Genomic DNA, 17070 nt, shown 5'->3' with positions numbered 1-17070 from the left:
TCAGTATAAGTGAGTAAAGTTAAAGTTGCACATTTAACGAAAATCTTTGGCAAGAAGAAGCAACAAGCGTTTGCCATGATCCAAGAACAACGCAGCAAGAATGAAATTCTAGAAAAAACTGGGGCCACAGTTGGTGTCTATGATGTAAATTTTGAAGTCAATGAAGGAGAAATCTTTGTGATTATGGGACTTTCTGGTAGTGGGAAGTCAACCTTGATCCGTTTATTGAATCGGTTGATCGAGCCTTCCGGTGGGGACATTTATATTGATGGGGAAGACATTGCGAAGATGAGTAAAGAAGAATTACGTGAAGTCCGACGCCATAAGATCAACATGGTTTTCCAAAGCTTTGGTTTGTTCCCTCACCGAACGATTCTTGAGAATACAGAATATGGCTTAGAGGTGCGAGGGGTTCCCAAAGAAGAGCGAGTAGCCAAAGCCGAAAAAGCTTTAGCTAATTCTGGGCTATTATCTTTCAAGGATCAATATCCTGATCAACTGTCTGGTGGGATGCAACAACGGGTTGGTCTGGCGCGAGCATTAGCAAATGACCCAGAGATCTTATTGATGGACGAAGCATTCTCAGCGTTAGATCCGTTGATTCGTCGCGAAATGCAAGATGAGTTGTTAGAATTACAAGCCAATGTCCAAAAGACGATTATTTTTATCACTCATGATTTGAATGAAGCTTTGCGAATTGGTGATCGCATCGCTTTGATGAAAGATGGACAAATCATGCAAATTGGGACAGGAGAAGAGATTTTGACCAATCCTGCGAACCAATATGTGAGAGATTTCGTCGAAGATGTCGATCGCTCGAAAGTTTTGACGGCTCAAAACATCATGGTACCAGCATTAACGACAAATATCGAAATCGATGGGCCAAGTGTTGCGCTAAATCGAATGCGTAAAGAGGAAGTTAGTATGTTGCTGGCGGTAGACAAAAAACGTCATCTAAAAGGTAGTTTGACAGCTGAGTCGGCTCGCGAAGCACGCAAAAACAATTTGACCCTAAAAGAAGTCATCGATAAAAATGTACAAAAAATCGACAAAGATATGCTAGTGACGGATATTTTCAATTTAATTTATGATTCCCCGACACCGTTAGCGGTGGTTGAAAATGATCGTCTGATCGGTGTGGTTATTCGCGGCAGTGTGATCGAAGCACTGGCAGAAACGGATTCATCAGTGACAGAGGAAGGAGTGGTCGTCAATGGGTAATTTTCTTCAACAAACGATTCCAGTTGCTGATTGGGTAGAGTCCTTTACAGATTGGCTAACAGGAACTTTTAGTGGGCTCTTTTCCGCATTGCAGTCTTTTGGTCAGTTCGTGATGGATGGAATGACCAATACTTTGCTTTTTGTGCCACCACTAGTCATGATCCTGATACTGACAATCGCTGCATTTTTTGTTTCAAGTAAAAAATGGGGGCTGACGGCATTTACATTTGTCGGGCTACTGTTTATCTACAATCAAGGGTTGTGGACTGATTTGATGAATACTGTCACATTGGTTCTGCTCTCTAGTCTGGTATCGATCATTATCGGTATTCCCCTCGGAATCTTAATGGCAAAAAGCGAAAAGGCGCAAAGCATCGTTACGCCAATCTTAGATTTCATGCAAACGATGCCTGGCTTCGTCTATCTGATCCCAGCAGTCGCTTTCTTTGGGATCGGCATGGTACCAGGGGTTTTTGCCTCAGTGATCTTTGCATTGCCGCCGACTGTACGGATGACTAATTTAGGAATCCGTCAAATTTCTCGTGAATTAGTCGAAGCTTCGGATTCCTTTGGGGGAACTGGCTGGCAGAAATTGGTCAAGTTAGAATTGCCATTAGCGAAAAGCACGATTTTAGCAGGTGTCAATCAAACCACGATGCTTGCTCTTTCAATGGTAGTGATTGCTTCGATGATTGGTGCCCCTGGTCTTGGACGAGGTGTCCTATCTGCACTGCAGCGGGCACAAGTCGGAAATGGATTTGTTAGTGGGGTTTCATTAGTGATCTTAGCGATCATTATGGATCGGTTTACCCAAAACTTGAATAAACCCGCTCATAAGAAAAAAGCCGTGTCCGCGAAAAGCCGCAAGCAAAAACGTCTCTTTGGCGGGATCGCTGCTGCAGCTGTTGTTGCGCTGATTGGTGCTTCTGTAGCTTTTGGTCGTGTTTCAGACAATAAAGGAACAGTCAACTTAGCATATGTCGAATGGGATACAGAAGTGGCTTCCACTCATGTGGTAGCTGAAGTGCTAAAGGAAATGGGCTATGAAGTCAAGACGACACCATTAGACAATGCGATCATGTGGGAATCTGTGGCTAAAGGCGAAGTTGACGGGATGGTAGCTGCCTGGTTGCCTTCGACTCACCAAGCTCAATATGAACAATACAAAGACCAAGTAGAAAATCTAGGACCAAACTTAGAGGGAGCTAAACTGGGAATTGCAGTTCCTAGCTACATGGCAGTTGACTCTATCGCAGATCTATCGGATGAGGCAGGAAAAACGATCACGGGAATTGAACCAGGTGCAGGTGTGGTCGCTGCTGCTGAAAAGACAGTTGCAACATATGATAATCTTTCTGATTGGAATGTGGCGACATCTTCTTCCGGGGCAATGACTGTGGCGTTAGGACAAGCCATCAAGAATAAAGAAGACATTGTGATCACTGGCTGGTCGCCTCACTGGATGTTTGCAAAATATGATTTGAAATATCTAGATGATCCCGAAGGAACGATGGGAGAAGCGGAGAGTATCAATACGATGGTACGCCAAGGATTAGCTGATGATCTGCCAGAAGTTTATGAAGTACTGGATAAATTCAATTGGACACAAGAAGATATGGAAGAAGTCATGCTGGCAATCAACGATGGAACTTCTGCTGAAGATGCTGCAAAAGATTGGGTAACCAATCACCCAGAAGAAGTGGCAGCTTGGACGAAGTAAGTCAAGGAAGCATGAAAGGATCAGATAAATAAACAAAAAACGAAAGTTTCGCATCTAGACTCGGTGGCCGAGTTCAGGTGTGAGACTTTCGTTTTTTTTACTGTCTACTGATTTTCTACTGATAGTAGCCAGCAATTTTTTGTGCTTTTTCAGTATTGGCGAAATGCAGTTTGGTATACTTCGCTAATAAAGGCATTCCACCTTTTTGCAAAAGCTGAGCAGCGACCTGATCGGATTTGCTGCCGGCACCTGAAGGAAGCTGTAGTCCAACTTCTTGTGAGGCCTTCTCTAGTTCCTCCAGAAAAACAGTGCGGCATAGAATGGAGGCCGCAGCCACTGCTAAATGATATTGCTCTCCTTTTGTTGCAAAAAACAATTTTTCTGTGATTTGGTTTTTTTCTGATTTTAGATAGGTACGGTAATTTTTTTCGCTAGTGAATTGATCAATCAAGATGGCATCCGGTGTTTCTGGTGCGATTTTTTGCAACAGTAGCCGAATGGCTTGATTGTGTAGCGCAACTTTCATTCGAACGGTGTTGTATTTAGGTTGGATCTCATTGTATTTAGTTGGTTCAACTGTCAGTAATTGATAAGGCACAAGTTTTTTTATTTTAGGGGCCATTGCCCGAATTTGTGGATCAGTCAACATTTTGGAGTCTTTGACACCTAATGCTTTCAATACGGGTAACTGATCTTTACTGGCATAGACAGCGCAAACGACTAAAGGACCAAAATAACTGCCATTGCCAACTTCATCACTACCAACGACACTCCACTGTGAAAAGTCAGCAGGCAAGGAGGATGAAGGAGCCTTGTTGTTCGCATTTGCTGTTTTGGACAAGTCGGCAGAATTGCTCCAACGAGCTGCTTCAGCTTCTGCGCTACTGCCTTGAAACATCACTTTACCAGAAGTATAAGCGGTGATGGTCGTTTGCTCTTTTTTGGCAACAAACACGGTATAAGGAACTTTTTTATTCAATAGCGCTTGCTGATAGAAGTTCATCATTTCTGCGATAGTTTTTTGAGATACTTTAATGACGATATTACTCATTGTCTTCCTCCAATATACATACTGGTTATTTGAATAGAACATCTTCTTAGATTCTACCATAGGTAAAAATTTTACGAAGCCTCTTTCTAAAAAAACGATTGGCATGGAAATTACACTAGAAATCACGTATAATAGGTAGGAGTTTGCGATACGCGTGCAGAAAGTGATAAAATAGTACAGAACAGCAATGGGAGGAATCTTTCCTATGACGGAGCAAAAGAAACGTTATAAAGCAGTAATCGCCAATCAAAGCTACACGATTATTGGGCGTGAAAGTAAACAACATATGGATATGGTAACGAAATTAGTCAATGACCAATTGACAGAAATCATGGGGCTGTCTTCTCAAGTCGATAAAGAGCAAGCAGCAATTCTATTAGCAATCAATGCGATTTCTGATCAGTTGAAAAAACAAGAGCAAGTATTAAGTTTGCAAAATAAGGTAGAAGAGTTACGCAGTCAAGCGATTAAGGCGACCGAACTAGAGAATCGGATCAAGCGAATCGAAGCGATTGAGTCTGAAGCGCGACAAGTGTTGGATGAGACAGGTCGCGGAGATGTGGAGATCCATAATCATGTGGAGGCTCAACAAATACTAAATGAACAACGTAAGCGCAAAATCCAAGAAAAAGCAGCTCATGGTTAAGTAGGCGCGGAAAGGACTCTGAAATGATAGGATTTTTGGTTCTGGTTCTTTTGTTAGCGGCATTTTATGGTGGTGCGCGGCGAGGGACTTCATTGCAGCTAGTCTCTGTTTTGGGATACCTTTTTTCTTTTTTAGTTGCAGTGGCAAATTACCAAGCTTTGGCAAAAAAAATTGAATTATATGTTCCTTATATGTCTGTGACCGCAGACTCAAAGTTGGTCTTTTATAACCTAGATCTTGCTCTAGACCTAGATAAAGCGTACTATGCAGCTGTCGCTTTTATTATGATCCTTTTTGCTGGCTGGTTAGTGACAAAATTGATTTGCATTTTTGCAAATGGACTGCGTTTCAAACGTCTGCGTTTTTTGAAAGGCTATGATTGGGTCGTAGCAGGGATCTTGAATACGCTATTAGTTTACCTGAATATCTATTTCTTTTTTATGATCCTCTCGATGATTCCTTTAGCGACTATCCAAAATTTGTTTGATAAGAGCAGCACGGCACACTTTATCGTTGAAAGTTCGCCAATCATTTCTGATTACTTTTACCGTTTGTGGATCACTAATGTGATTGGTTAGTATAAGGCAGCTGGTCATTAGAACCATGCTGCTTTTTTTCTTAAGTAAAAAAATGAAAAAGTAGGTGAGACTATGAATAAAAAAATTCTTGATGTTTTAGCTTTCGATCAAGTAAAACAATTGGTGGGGCAGTATCTAGTGACCGCCCAAGGGAAAGAAGAATTAGCTCAATTAGCGCCATCAGCAGATGCCCAGCAAATTTCCACTTGGCTGGCTGAAACAGAAGATGCGTTAAAAGTGCAGCGCTTGCGGGGCGGTATTCCTGTACCAAAAATTGAAAATATTCGTCCGCAAATGAAACGAATCGAAATCGGAGCGGACCTGAATGGTTTAGAATTAGCGCAAGTAGGTCGAGTGTTGGTGACAGCCAATGAATTGAAGCGTTTCTTTGAAGATCTATCTGACAGCGAAATCGAGTTCGAGCGACTGTATGAATGGGAAAAGCAGTTAGTAACGCTGCCCACGCTTAGCCGTCGCCTGAAAGAAGCAGTGGATGAAGACGGTCGGTTGACTGACGAAGCATCTCCAGAGCTACGTGTCATTCGACAAAATATTCGTCGTTCTGAACGAACGATCAGAGAAACGTTAGATAGTCTCGTACGTGGCGGAAATGCCAAGTATTTGAGCGATACCATTGTCACGATGCGAAATGAGCGTTACGTGATTCCGGTGAAGCAAGAATATCGTGGTGTGTTTGGCGGGGTTGTGCATGATCAGAGTTCTTCTGGGCAGACATTATTTATTGAACCAAAACAAGTGGTGGATCAGAATAATCGACTGCGCCAACATCAAATCGCTGAGCGTACGGAGATTGAACGAATCTTAGCGGAACTTTCTGCAGAGCTAGCTCCTTATCAACGCGAAATTCTGCACAACGCCTATGTGATCGGAATGATGGATTTCATGAATGCAAAAGCTCGTTTTGGAAAAGAGCTACATGCAATCGTACCGGCAATTAATACAGATAATCACGTGGTGTTCAAACAAGCACGTCATCCGCTGATTGATCAAGAAAAAGTCGTACCGAATGATATTGCTATTGGTGAAGACTATCAAGCGGTGGTAATTACCGGTCCGAATACTGGTGGGAAAACAATCACCCTGAAGACACTGGGACTACTTCAAATCATGGGGCAATCTGGATTGCCGATTTTAGTCGATGAAGAGAGTCAAATGGGCATTTTCCAAGAAATATTTGCTGATATTGGGGATGAGCAATCCATCGAACAAAGTTTATCTACCTTCTCTTCTCACATGACGACGATCGTCGATGTTCTCAAAAAAGTGGACCATACAAGTTTGGTCTTATTCGATGAACTGGGAGCTGGGACTGATCCGCAAGAAGGCGCGGCGTTAGCGATTGCTATTCTTGATGAACTTGGTGCACGCTCTGCCTATGTGATGGCGACGACTCATTATCCGGAATTGAAAGTGTACGGTTACAATCGTGCCAATACCATCAATGCTTCAATGGAGTTTGATGTCGATACCCTAAGCCCAACATATCGTTTGCTGATCGGTGTGCCTGGTCGCAGTAATGCTTTTGAAATCTCCAAACGTCTGGGCTTGGACACTCAGATCATTGAGCAAGCCAAGCAAATCATGGATGGCGAAAGTCAGGACTTGAATGAGATGATCGCCGACTTAGAAAACCGGCGCAAGATGACCGAAACAGAGTATTTGGAAATGCGGCATTATGTAGAAGAAGCAGAACGGCTGCAAAAAGAACTGAAACAAGCATATAGCTTTTTCTTTGAAGAACGCGAAGCAGAACTAGCAAAAGCCCGCAAGAAAGCAAATCAAATCGTTGAAGAAGCGAAAGAGGAATCGGAAAAAATCATTTCGGATATCCGCAACATGCAATTGAGCAGCGGACAGAGTCATGTCAAAGAACATGAGTTGATCGCAGCCCGCACAAAATTGTCTGATCTTCATCAAGAAGAACATTTGCAAAAGAACAAGGTCTTGCAAAAAGCCAAAGCTGCGAAAACATTGAAAGTCGGCGATGAAGTGTTAGTTACTTCCTATGGTCAGCGAGGAACTTTGATCAAAAAGATGGGAGAATCGCAATGGCAAGTGCAATTGGGAATCTTAAAAATGACGCTGCCTGAATCAGATCTGCAGCCGGCAGCACCTGTCAAAGAACCTGTGCAGCGCGTCGTTCATACCGTCCGTTCAGCGGAGTCTTCGCATGTTCCTAATCAGCTGGATCTTCGTGGCAAACGCTATGAAGAGGCATTGAATGAAGTCGATCAGTATCTCGATGCGGCGATTCTTGCTGGTTACCCACAAGTGACGATCGTTCACGGAAAAGGGACGGGGGCATTACGGCAAGGAATTACGGAATATTTGAAAATTCATCGTAGTGTCAAAAGCTTTGAGTTTGCTCCGGCAAATCAAGGAGGCAATGGGGCGACCATCGTAAAATTTAAATAATCGTTAAGGCTTCTTACCTTTTGTAAGCAGAGGATTTCAAAAAAGCACGTGAACATGCTATACTTTTTTTAGCAATCAAATGGAGGCGAACAATATGTCAAAAGAAATTACAGATAAAACTTTTTCAGAAGAAACCGATAAAGGCTTAGTCCTTATTGATTTTTGGGCAACATGGTGTGGTCCATGTCGGATGCAAGCACCAATCTTGGAACAATTAGCAAATGAATATGAAGAAGACGAGTTGAAAATCGTTAAAATGGATGTGGATGAAAATCCTGAAACGCCAGCTTCATTTGGTATCATGTCGATCCCTACGCTATTGTTAAAAAAAGATGGTCAAGTGGTAGATAAAGCCGTTGGTGTTCACACCAAAGATCAATTGAAAGAAATGGTAGCAAGCCACATGTAAGAAAGTTTTATAGTAAGCAGCGATCGATTAAGATCGCTGCTTTTTTTGAGTAGTTTTTTAATGTAAAATTGCTTTCTAATGATTTTATGGCTAATCTTTGTTCTAAGATAGCTGCTACTCCTCTAGCTCATTTTTTATATCAAATAAGCTTATTTCTCGATAGTACTATTTGTAGCGAGGAGATATTCGCTAAAGGTTTGACAGAGAAAGGATCCTTTTGAGCGTTATCTATTGGTAGTATTACTGTAAAAAAAATAGGGCACTGGCAATCAAATTGGACAAGTTGTCCTTGTTTTTTCTGCCAAATGTCGTTGCCTACTTATGCGTTAAAATCCTAGCACTCTTTTTTGGTTGTTTTTAGTATGACAAGATAAGTTTATAACTACCATTAATCAGAAAAATACCCAAATCCGGGAGAAAATTGCTTATAAAAAGAGATTGACACTTATTATATCATTCGATAATATATCAATAAGTGATATAGTTTCCTAGGATGGGGGAAAACACATGGATGAACCATTGACCGATTCAACTTACTTGATTTTGTTGGCTTTATTAAAGCCAAAACATGGCTATGTGATCATGAAGCAAATCAATGAATTAAGCCAAGGTACCTATGAAATCGGTCCGGCAACAATGTATACTATATTGAAAAAATTGACCAAAAATGAAATGATCAGTTTAGAAGAGACGACAGATCGTAAAAAAATCTATCAGATCACAGCCAAAGGAAAAGCGGCTTTAGAAAAGGACATTCAGCGACGAAAACATTTCTTTGAGATTGGTGAACAGATTATGGGTGAGTTGGGGGGACTGGCAGATGAGCAAACGTAAGACAAAATACTTATATTCATTAGGTGTTGCCTACTATCCAGAAAAAGAAATGATGCGGCTGCAAGAGCAAGCAGCAAAAGGTTGGCAGTTTGTGCATATGAATCAGTTCGGTTTTTTGAAGTTTATTCGAAGCCAACCACAAGAGAAGAAGTTTGCTGTCGATTTTTTTCAAGGAGATAAATCTGATGTTGACGATTACTTGGCAATGTATGAAGCCGGCGGATGGGAGTATATTAGTTCCTACAAAAAACGTTACTACTATTTTCAGGCTCCTTTAGAGACACCAGCTATTTTTAGTGATCAGCAAAGTTATCAAGAACGAATCGATAGTGAGGCACGCTATCTTATGAAACGTTCTTTTGGCATAACAGGTGTTGGCTTGGTTATTCTGCTTTTGATTTATCTCCTCGCTCGCTGGCTAGTACTTACCTATAATGAGATACTAGGTTTCTCATATGGTGTTGCAGTTGGGCTGATTTGTGCGCCTCTTGTCATCGGTGTGGTGTCATTTCTCATGCGTCGCTTGTACAAGAACCGCGCCTCTTTTTACAAAGAACCAGAGAAACTAGCTAAGCGGCAACACGTGTTACGGGATACGCTGCTCTTTATGGGAGTCGGCGCATTAATTGGAGGAATTATCGGCTTTTTAGCCGGTTATTTATACTAACTTAAAAGACAAGGAAGGTGAAATTGTGTTAGAAGCAAAGAATTTAGTGAAAACATTTGGGGACTATCGGGCAGTGGATCAATTGTCCTTTCAAATCAACGATGGCGAGATCATGGGGTTGATCGGTCAAAATGGTGCTGGTAAAACCACGACATTCCGATTGATTCTAGATTTCTTGCGGGCTGAACAAGGAGAAGTACTCTGGAATGGCCATCAAATCACAGAAAAGGAATACAGTTTGATTGGTTATTTGCCAGAAGAACGGGGACTTTACCCTAAAGTAACCATCCAAGATCAATTGATTTATTTTGCACGCTTGCGTGGAAAAAAGAAAGAAGAAATTGAACCTAAGATCGACGAATGGATGGAAAAATTCCAAGTAAAAGGGAAAAAGACAGATAAAGTTAAATCATTATCGAAGGGGAATCAGCAAAAAGTCCAATTGATTGCAACATTGATTCATGAACCTAAATTAGTCATTTTGGATGAACCATTTAGCGGATTGGACCCTGTCAATGCTGAGTTGCTGAAAGATGGCATTATTGAACTAAAAGAAAAAGGGTCATGTGTCATTTTTTCTAGTCATAACATGGATAATGTTGAGAAAATCTGCGATCATTTGATCATGCTACGAGATGGTCAAACGGTTCTCAACGGAAAAGTTCATGAGATCCGTGAATCGTTTGGGCGGACGAAAGTCTTCTTGGAATCTTCATTGTCAAAAGAAACCATCCTAGCAGTTGAAGGTGTCGAAAAAGTTCTTCGTAAAGAAGATGGGAGTTATGACATTACATTATCGCATCCTGAAGTCGGTCGCACATTGTTTGATTTGGCCACAGCTGATGGCTATATCCCGATGTTTAACCAACAACCGCCGACATTAGAAGAAATCTTTAAGAGAAAGGCGGGAAAAGACAATGAGTAAATTTTGGGTGATCGCGCTCGATGTGTTTAAGAAAAACGTGAAATCGATCTCGTTTTTGATCATGATATTGATTCCATTTATTGCATTGGGCATTATTTATGTGGTAGGAATTTTTACGGATGGAATGAACAGTGCCGATAAAATTGCTGTTTATGCGAATGAACCAGCTATTGCACAAACAATCGCAGCTCAGAAAAATGAAGACTATCACTTTGAAGTGGTGGATTCTGAAGAAGCTGGAAAAAAACAATTAGCGGATGAAAAGGTCGATGCATTCTTGATCGTTACTTCAGAGGCCGACAGTATCAAAGGTGAATTATTGAGTGAATCTTCTATGGGACAAACCACAGAGTTGACGGTTCAACAATTATTGTCTGGATTGCAAGCCTCGGGACGGGCCGCAGCACTCGGATTAAATCAGGAGCAAGTGGCTAGTTTAAGTGAGCCAGCAAACTTCAGTAAACAAAAAGTTACTTTCACCGAAGATGGCAAAATGGAGCTTGGGGAAGACCATAGTTCGATCCAATACATTGTGAGTTATGTCGGAACAATTATTTTATTCATGTTTATTTTAACTTACGCTCAAATCATTGCCCAAGAGATTGCTTCCGAAAAAGGGACCCGGATCATGGAAGTTATTTTGTCCAGTACGAGAGCACAGGTTCACTTTTATGCCAAATTAACCGGTGTAATCATGGTCGCATTAGCTCAGTTATTGGCTTACGCCGGTATCTTTGCTATCAGTTATTATTGGATCAAAGACATTTCAATGGTCAAAGATGTATTAGCCAATTTCTCAATTGATGGATTATTCGGTCCATTCTTGATTTACTCGGTCATCTTTGTCCTATTAGGAATTTTGATTTACTCTGTCCTGTCTGCTTTGTGCGGTTCATTAGTCAATAAAGCAGAGGATACTGCCAAGGCGATCATTCCTGTCACTTACCTTTCTTTAGCCGGTTATATGTTAGGTTTGATTCTAGGCGGTACAGATCCTAACAATATCATTTTGCGGGTCACTTCTTATATCCCATTTTTATCTTCATTTATCATGCCAGTCCGATTGGCTAACGACACAGTAGGTATCGGAGGCGCGGCAGTCTCTGTAGCCATCTTAGCAGTAAGTACATTGGCATTGATGCTGATTTCAGCAAGAATGTATAAGTCAAACGTACTGATTTATAACGATAACGGCATTTTGGCTTCATTGAAACAATCTTTCGTTTTGATGAAGAATGAAAAATGACCAGCCAACAAATCCTCCGATTAGTTAGGCTTCAATAAAGAAACCGATGAAAAGCTTGCGCTTTCTGATTACCAAATGGTATCCAGAAAATACTCTGCTTTTCATCGGTTTTTTACTACGTAGAATTAGGTAAAGTAGCTTTAATGAGTCAAGACCGCCAATTGATCAAGCTAGTATCCAATCAGCCTTTAATTACTAACTATTAAAGCTAAACGAGTCATTTAAACTACTAGTTTCAAATATATCCAAGTCTTTTTTCAAGCAGGCATCGACTCCGCTAGCGAAATCTTTGTTGGCATAATGTCAAAACTGATGAACAAAGTAGTCGAAAATTTGCTGTTCTGAAGCAATCTCTTGTGCGGTTAATTCAGGATGCCATTGGATCCCTAAAATCGGCGCCGCAAAGGCAGAAGTTTCAATGGCTTCTACGATACCGTCAGGGGCGGTTGCGATCACTTGGAAATCTTTTGCGACATCTTTAATGGCTTGGTGGTGAAACGAATTCACTTGATAGGTGGTTCCTAATAATTTTCCTAAACGACTGTCAGCAACGATCTCAACGGCATGTGTAGGAAAGCGAAAGGGTGTCGGTGCTTGCACATGTTTGATGGTTGGTTGCTCGACCAATGACAAGTCTTGATAGAGGCTGCCGCCGAAGGCAACATTCAATAGCTGCATACCACGACAGACACCAAAAATTGGTTTTTCTTGTGCGACGGCTTCTTTGATCAACGCCAATTCAAATGCGTCTCGCTCAGGATGTGTACCTTGGATCAGTGGATGCATCTCTTCGCCATAATAGCGAGGAGTCACATCATGACCACCTGCCAAAAGTAATTTATCGATCTGGGCAATATATTGGGCGGCATTTTCGGGAGCTCCCATTGGTAAAATAAGGGGAAGGCCAGCGGCTTGTTGAATCTGTGTCACAAAATTTCTCGGGGTATATGTAATCCAATGGGCTTCCCCATCAATCATCGTTCGTTCGTTGCCAGCAATTCCAATCACTGGTTTCATAAGCATTCTCCTTCCAGCTGTTTTGACAGCAGCAATGAATAAAAAACTGTGACAAAAGGAAAACAAAGGAAGCTATCCGAACTGACTTTTTCCACGAAATTGCGAGGACCTACCAGAGAGTAGATGCAATTTCGCTATCGTTCGGATCGTCCATTTGTTGCTGCACTTAAGTCACAGTACTTTTTTTATTTTTCGCGAATCACTTCTATTTTGTAGCCATCTGGGTCTTTCACGAAATAGTAAGAAGGAGAAGTACCAGGCAAGCCTTTTAAGTCAGTAACATCAAAACCAGCTGCTTTATGCTGCTCGTGAAGTTTCTCTAAATCATCGGTACTGATCGCGATATGACCATAGCCGTCACCTAGATCATAGCCGGGATGATCATAGTTATAAGTTAATTCTAATTCATAATCATCTCCTGGTAATGTCAAGTAAACCAACGTAAATTTATTTTCTGGAAAATCACGACGGCGCGATTCTTCAAAACCGAATGCTTCTTGATAAAATGCAAGTGATGCTTCAAGATCTTTCACTCGCACACAAGTATGTGCCATTTTCATTTGTCATTCATCCTTTCAATTGTGGTAAGCCTATGATAACACAACCCGATTTTTTGTGGTAAGAAAAGTGCACCCCGTCAAGTTGCAGCTTGTCGCCAGTGGCTTCCTAAGGTAGAATGGAAAGAAAGAGATGATGGAGGGAAACATGGGGAACAAGGAGAAAGTGTTTGGGCAAAAAGAGCCGGGGGCTGACTATATTTCACGATTCGGTGCCTATGTCGTGATTCCGAATGAACACCAACAAGTGATTTTGGTCCAAGCGCCAAATGGCGCCTTTTTTTTACCAGGAGGGGAGATTGAACCCGGTGAATCGAAGGAAGAAACGATCAAACGGGAATTGGTCGAAGAAGTAGGATTTGCAGGAAAGATCGCCAGTTATTTAGGGGAGGCGGTTGATTATTTTTACTCGCGACATCGAGAAACGTATTACCATCATCCGGCCTATTTTTATTTGATGACCGATTGGCAAAAAATAGGTGAGCCAACAGAACAACACAACCAACTTTCGTGGCATACATCAGAAGAAGCCATTCATTTATTGAAACGCGGCAGTCATGCCTGGGCAGTGAAACAATGGGTAAATCAAAAAGACAACGATCATGCATAAAGGCAGTGATCGTTGTCTTTTTTACTCTCTTATTTTAGTTCATTTAACACATAGTCATTGATAACTTTAGCTACACCGTCTTCTTCATTGGAAGCAGTGATAATGTCGGCCGCTTGTTTGACGTTTTCTGTTGCATTAGCCATTGCAACGCCAAGACCCGCATATTCGACCATCGTTAGATCATTTTCGTTATCACCAATCGCCATGACTTCTGCTTGTGAGATGTCTAATTCCTCAGCTAGCTTCTGAACCGCAGCCCCTTTATGAGCTTTCTTATTCAAGACTTCTAAGAAAAATGGCGCACTTTTGACGATATTGAAACGCTCAGTCAATGAAGTTGGTAATTGCGGAATAATAGCATCGATCAATTCAGGCTCATCGATCATCATCATTTTGATGATATTCAGATCCGCAGTCATTTCTTCCGGTGTACGATATTTCAAAGGCATATTGACCAAAAAGGCTTCATAGACGGTATAAGGACTGATGTCTCGATTCGCTGTGTACATCGTATCTTGGGTTTCCACATGCAAATGAACCCCTAATTTACGGGCAGTCATTTCTACTTCTAAGTATTCTTCATGCGTCAATCCGAATTCAGAAACGATTTCTTTTGTTTTAGTCTTCTGTACGAGAGAACCATTATATGTGATTACGTAGTCCGTTTCTGAAAACAAGTCTAGTTCACTTAATAAATCTTGGACACCTGTTAAGGGACGGCCAGTACATAAGACGATTCGAACACCCTGTGCCTCCGCAGCTTTTAGTGCTTGATACACTCCAGGTGTGATTTTTCGATCATTGTTCAGTAACGTGCCATCGATATCGATAGCAATCAGTTTGATGCTCATAACTTCCTCCTAGTTGTTCGTATTGATCAAGGCACCATTGCGAATATGTTTCGCAAACTCTTGATACGTATCCCAAAATAAATCATAGTGATTTTGTAGTGCGGGGTCAATCATTTCTTTTGGGAAATAAAAGCGCTGGTCTCCTTGTGTTTGCCCAGCAAGTGCAGCTACTAGTTGACTAGCCTTGGATAATTCCACTAGGGAGCCGTCTTTTTCTTGCAGTTCGATTTGTGTCCGATGCATGCCGGAAGTTGGGCGATAAAAGTCATAAGGTAAATCGAAACTAGAATTGATTGCTGTGTAATAGTCGGGGTTAAAACCGACTTTTTCGACAAGAGATTGCAGTTCATGAATCAATGGCAATTGAGTGTCTTCTTCAAAACGTGCAGACTTCAGCGGTTTGCGGTTCAAGAATCGTTTGGCTAAGTCACTAAGAATCGGATCATTTTCTTCCGTCCACTGAGTGAAGTACGTATTCAAGACGCCATCGTCTAGTTTTAGGTATTCTTCCAAAGTAAAGTGCTGTTTAAGAAAGGGCAGCAAAAGCTGGGAATGCGATTGGAAAAGTTCTTCATGTTCTTGATACAATTCGGCAGCGCGATTTAGTAAATGTGCCAAGATAACTTCCATTCCCCGAGAACTGGCATGGAAATAGACTTGGACATACATTTGATAGCGGCTGACAATATAATCTTCTACCGCATGCATGCCACTCATAGAGAATGCGATCCCGCCAGCATAGGGACGAATGACTCGCAGAATACGCGTCAAATCAAATGTGCCGTATTCCGTTCCCGTGAAATATGCATCCCGCAGTAAATAATCCATGCGATCCGCATCGATCTGACTGGAAATCATTTGCACCACTTGTGGGTTTGGGTATGTCTTAGTAATAACACTGGCCACTTTTTCAGGAAAACCTTCTTCCACACGATTGAGGATTTGATAGACTTCTGTTTCTGGAGAAGTAATGATCGCTACAGTGATGGCTTCGTGATCGGTATGAAAAATATGTTCAAAAGTGTGAGAATAAGGGCCATGGCCAACATCATGCAACAAAGCAGCACAAAGCGTGACCAAGCGTTCCCGGTCATCCCAGCCATCAGACCCAACTTTTTCAACTGGGAAATTTCGTTGAAACAAATCACAGATACGGCGGCTAATTTCGTAAACCCCTAACGAATGTGAGAAGCGACTATGTTCAGCACCATGAAAAGTAAACGAAGAAGTTCCTAGTTGTTTGATCCTTCGCAGGCGCTGTACTTCTTTCGAATTGATCAAGTCCAAGATCACTTGATGCTGCACATGCACATAGTTGTGTACAGGATCACGGAATACTTTTTCAATAGCAAGAGTTTGATATTTATATGGGATGCTCATTGTGAACTCTCCTTTATCGGTTGATTTCGTTGATACATACTGGTCATACGAGTCTCTAATAATGCCGCTTGATCATTTTTTTCAACCCAATCGGATGCAGTCACAGGGCTGAGAGAGGACTTAGTTAGCCGCATCAAGGCCTCTTGCAGACGTGAGGCAGCTTCTGATACAGAGAAAGAGCACTGAAGCACATCTTGGAGTGTCGTCATACTGGTAGGTTCAACGGCGGGATAGCCATTCGTACCAAACTGCTCTTTCAAGCTTGTTTGATAAAACGTTCTTACTACTTCTCCTCGATAGTGTTGGTCGCCATTGACACTAAGGTACATCATGACTGCAATACCTGCTTTGATCCTGCGCTGGGCAGTCCCTGCGATTTTCTTTCCGTCCATACTCAAGTCAAAGGTACCAGGACAATAAGAGTTTGGGATTTCATAGGCAGCAATTTCTTTTTCGGGAAATGCTTCTCGCATCAAGTCGACCATTCGCTGATAAGCCGCATCTGTAGTAGCAGCTAACGCTTTTGGGAAAATCCACGATACATTCAGAACGCCGGCATCGTTGATGACCCCAAGCCCGCCTGAGTTGCGGATGATTGGTTGAAAGCCAGCAGTCGTCAAAGCGGATATCCCTTCGGTGAAATAAGGCACTCGGGTATCTTTCATTCCTAAAATCATGGTATCAGGCAACTGCCAAAAGTGTAAAAATTCCTGATGATGAACGCCTGCATATTCACTCAATACATCGGTCAATGCAAACGGTAAAAAACGATTCTCGGTAGTTTGGGGATCAAATGGCAACATTTGATCAATCATTTCAATGGTCACGGTAGGCTTGGATTCTCCTTCAATAATAAGATCTCCTACTATTATATATGAAGATCATGAAAAAACTTAATCAAAAAGCTAAGAAAACGTTCTAT

17 protein-coding genes are annotated in these 17070 nt (G+C 41.7%); 11 read left to right on the top strand and 6 right to left on the bottom strand.

What is annotated here, in order from left to right; all coding sequences use genetic code 11:
- Positions 1-9: 9 nt before the first annotated feature.
- Positions 10-1221, top strand: coding sequence for a quaternary amine ABC transporter ATP-binding protein (locus EG2_RS03685; protein ID WP_003127535.1), 1212 nt, complete (start codon positions 10-12; stop codon positions 1219-1221).
- Positions 1214-2941, top strand: coding sequence for an ABC transporter permease/substrate binding protein (locus EG2_RS03680; RefSeq protein WP_060813548.1), 1728 nt, complete (start codon positions 1214-1216; stop codon positions 2939-2941). Before EG2_RS03685 ends, EG2_RS03680 begins: the two co-directional genes overlap by 8 nt.
- A gap of 115 nt (positions 2942-3056) precedes the next feature.
- On the opposite strand, the gene rnhC is transcribed toward EG2_RS03680, so the two are convergent.
- The gene (gene rnhC, locus EG2_RS03675) at positions 3057-3992 is read right to left on the bottom strand and encodes a ribonuclease HIII (protein WP_060813547.1); all 936 of its coding nucleotides are present in this window, start codon (positions 3990-3992) and stop codon (positions 3057-3059) included.
- Positions 3993-4197: 205 nt separating this feature from the next.
- Between rnhC and zapA the strand changes: the two genes are divergently transcribed.
- The 8 genes from zapA (at position 4198) to EG2_RS03635 (ending at position 11733) form a co-directional block, all read left to right on the top strand.
- Positions 4198-4638, top strand: a complete 441-nt coding sequence (gene zapA, locus EG2_RS03670; RefSeq protein WP_003127539.1) for a cell division protein ZapA — start codon at positions 4198-4200, stop codon at positions 4636-4638.
- A 23-nt stretch (positions 4639-4661) separates the two neighbouring features.
- Entirely contained in the window at positions 4662-5216 is a 555-nt protein-coding gene (locus EG2_RS03665) for a CvpA family protein (protein ID WP_003127541.1), read from the top strand.
- A gap of 72 nt (positions 5217-5288) precedes the next feature.
- A complete protein-coding gene (locus EG2_RS03660; RefSeq protein WP_060813544.1) occupies positions 5289-7652 on the top strand; it encodes an endonuclease MutS2 in 2364 nt (787 codons plus the stop codon).
- Positions 7653-7746: 94 nt separating this feature from the next.
- Positions 7747-8061 (top strand): thioredoxin, encoded by a 315-nt coding sequence (gene trxA, locus EG2_RS03655; protein ID WP_060813542.1) that lies wholly within the window; start codon positions 7747-7749, stop codon positions 8059-8061.
- 507 nt (positions 8062-8568) lie between these two features.
- Positions 8569-8895, top strand: a complete 327-nt coding sequence (locus tag EG2_RS03650; protein ID WP_060813540.1) for a PadR family transcriptional regulator — start codon at positions 8569-8571, stop codon at positions 8893-8895.
- Positions 8882-9562 (top strand): DUF2812 domain-containing protein, encoded by a 681-nt coding sequence (locus EG2_RS03645; RefSeq protein ID WP_060813537.1) that lies wholly within the window; start codon positions 8882-8884, stop codon positions 9560-9562. Before EG2_RS03650 ends, EG2_RS03645 begins: the two co-directional genes overlap by 14 nt.
- Positions 9563-9587: 25 nt before the next feature.
- The gene (locus tag EG2_RS03640; protein ID WP_060813535.1) at positions 9588-10487 is read left to right on the top strand and encodes an ABC transporter ATP-binding protein; all 900 of its coding nucleotides are present in this window, start codon (positions 9588-9590) and stop codon (positions 10485-10487) included.
- Positions 10480-11733, top strand: coding sequence for an ABC transporter permease (locus tag EG2_RS03635; RefSeq protein WP_060813532.1), 1254 nt, complete (start codon positions 10480-10482; stop codon positions 11731-11733). Before EG2_RS03640 ends, EG2_RS03635 begins: the two co-directional genes overlap by 8 nt.
- A gap of 303 nt (positions 11734-12036) precedes the next feature.
- Here the strand turns inward: EG2_RS03635 and EG2_RS03630 are convergent, their stop codons facing one another.
- Both EG2_RS03630 and gloA read right to left on the bottom strand, forming a co-directional pair.
- Positions 12037-12750: a gamma-glutamyl-gamma-aminobutyrate hydrolase family protein gene (locus tag EG2_RS03630; protein ID WP_060813530.1), complete on the bottom strand. Its 714-nt coding sequence runs from the start codon at positions 12748-12750 to the stop codon at positions 12037-12039.
- Between the two features lie 185 nt (positions 12751-12935).
- The gene (gene gloA, locus EG2_RS03625) at positions 12936-13310 is read right to left on the bottom strand and encodes a lactoylglutathione lyase (protein WP_003127551.1); all 375 of its coding nucleotides are present in this window, start codon (positions 13308-13310) and stop codon (positions 12936-12938) included.
- 145 nt (positions 13311-13455) lie between these two features.
- Here gloA and EG2_RS03620 point away from each other — a divergent pair, with 145 nt between their 5' ends.
- Entirely contained in the window at positions 13456-13917 is a 462-nt protein-coding gene (locus EG2_RS03620; protein ID WP_060813527.1) for an NUDIX hydrolase, read from the top strand.
- A gap of 29 nt (positions 13918-13946) precedes the next feature.
- On the opposite strand, the gene yidA is transcribed toward EG2_RS03620, so the two are convergent.
- Genes yidA through EG2_RS03605 form a run of 3 tightly spaced genes read right to left on the bottom strand, consistent with a single transcriptional unit; the run spans position 13947 to position 16975 of the window.
- Positions 13947-14768 (bottom strand): sugar-phosphatase, encoded by an 822-nt coding sequence (yidA, locus tag EG2_RS03615; RefSeq protein WP_060813525.1) that lies wholly within the window; start codon positions 14766-14768, stop codon positions 13947-13949.
- Positions 14769-14777: 9 nt separating this feature from the next.
- On the bottom strand, positions 14778-16148 hold the full coding sequence (locus EG2_RS03610; protein ID WP_060813523.1) for an HD domain-containing protein: 1371 nt from the start codon (positions 16146-16148) through the stop codon (positions 14778-14780).
- Positions 16145-16975 (bottom strand): lipoate--protein ligase family protein, encoded by an 831-nt coding sequence (locus EG2_RS03605; protein ID WP_082709509.1) that lies wholly within the window; start codon positions 16973-16975, stop codon positions 16145-16147. Before EG2_RS03605 ends, EG2_RS03610 begins: the two co-directional genes overlap by 4 nt.
- Positions 16976-17070: the final 95 nt, after the last annotated feature.

The sequence above is a fragment of the Enterococcus gallinarum NBRC 100675 genome, assembly GCF_001544275.1.
GTDB lineage: Bacteria > Bacillota > Bacilli > Lactobacillales > Enterococcaceae > Enterococcus_D > Enterococcus_D gallinarum.
The sequence above is the reverse complement of the archived record's forward strand: the minus strand, read 5'-3'. Positions and strand labels throughout refer to the sequence as shown.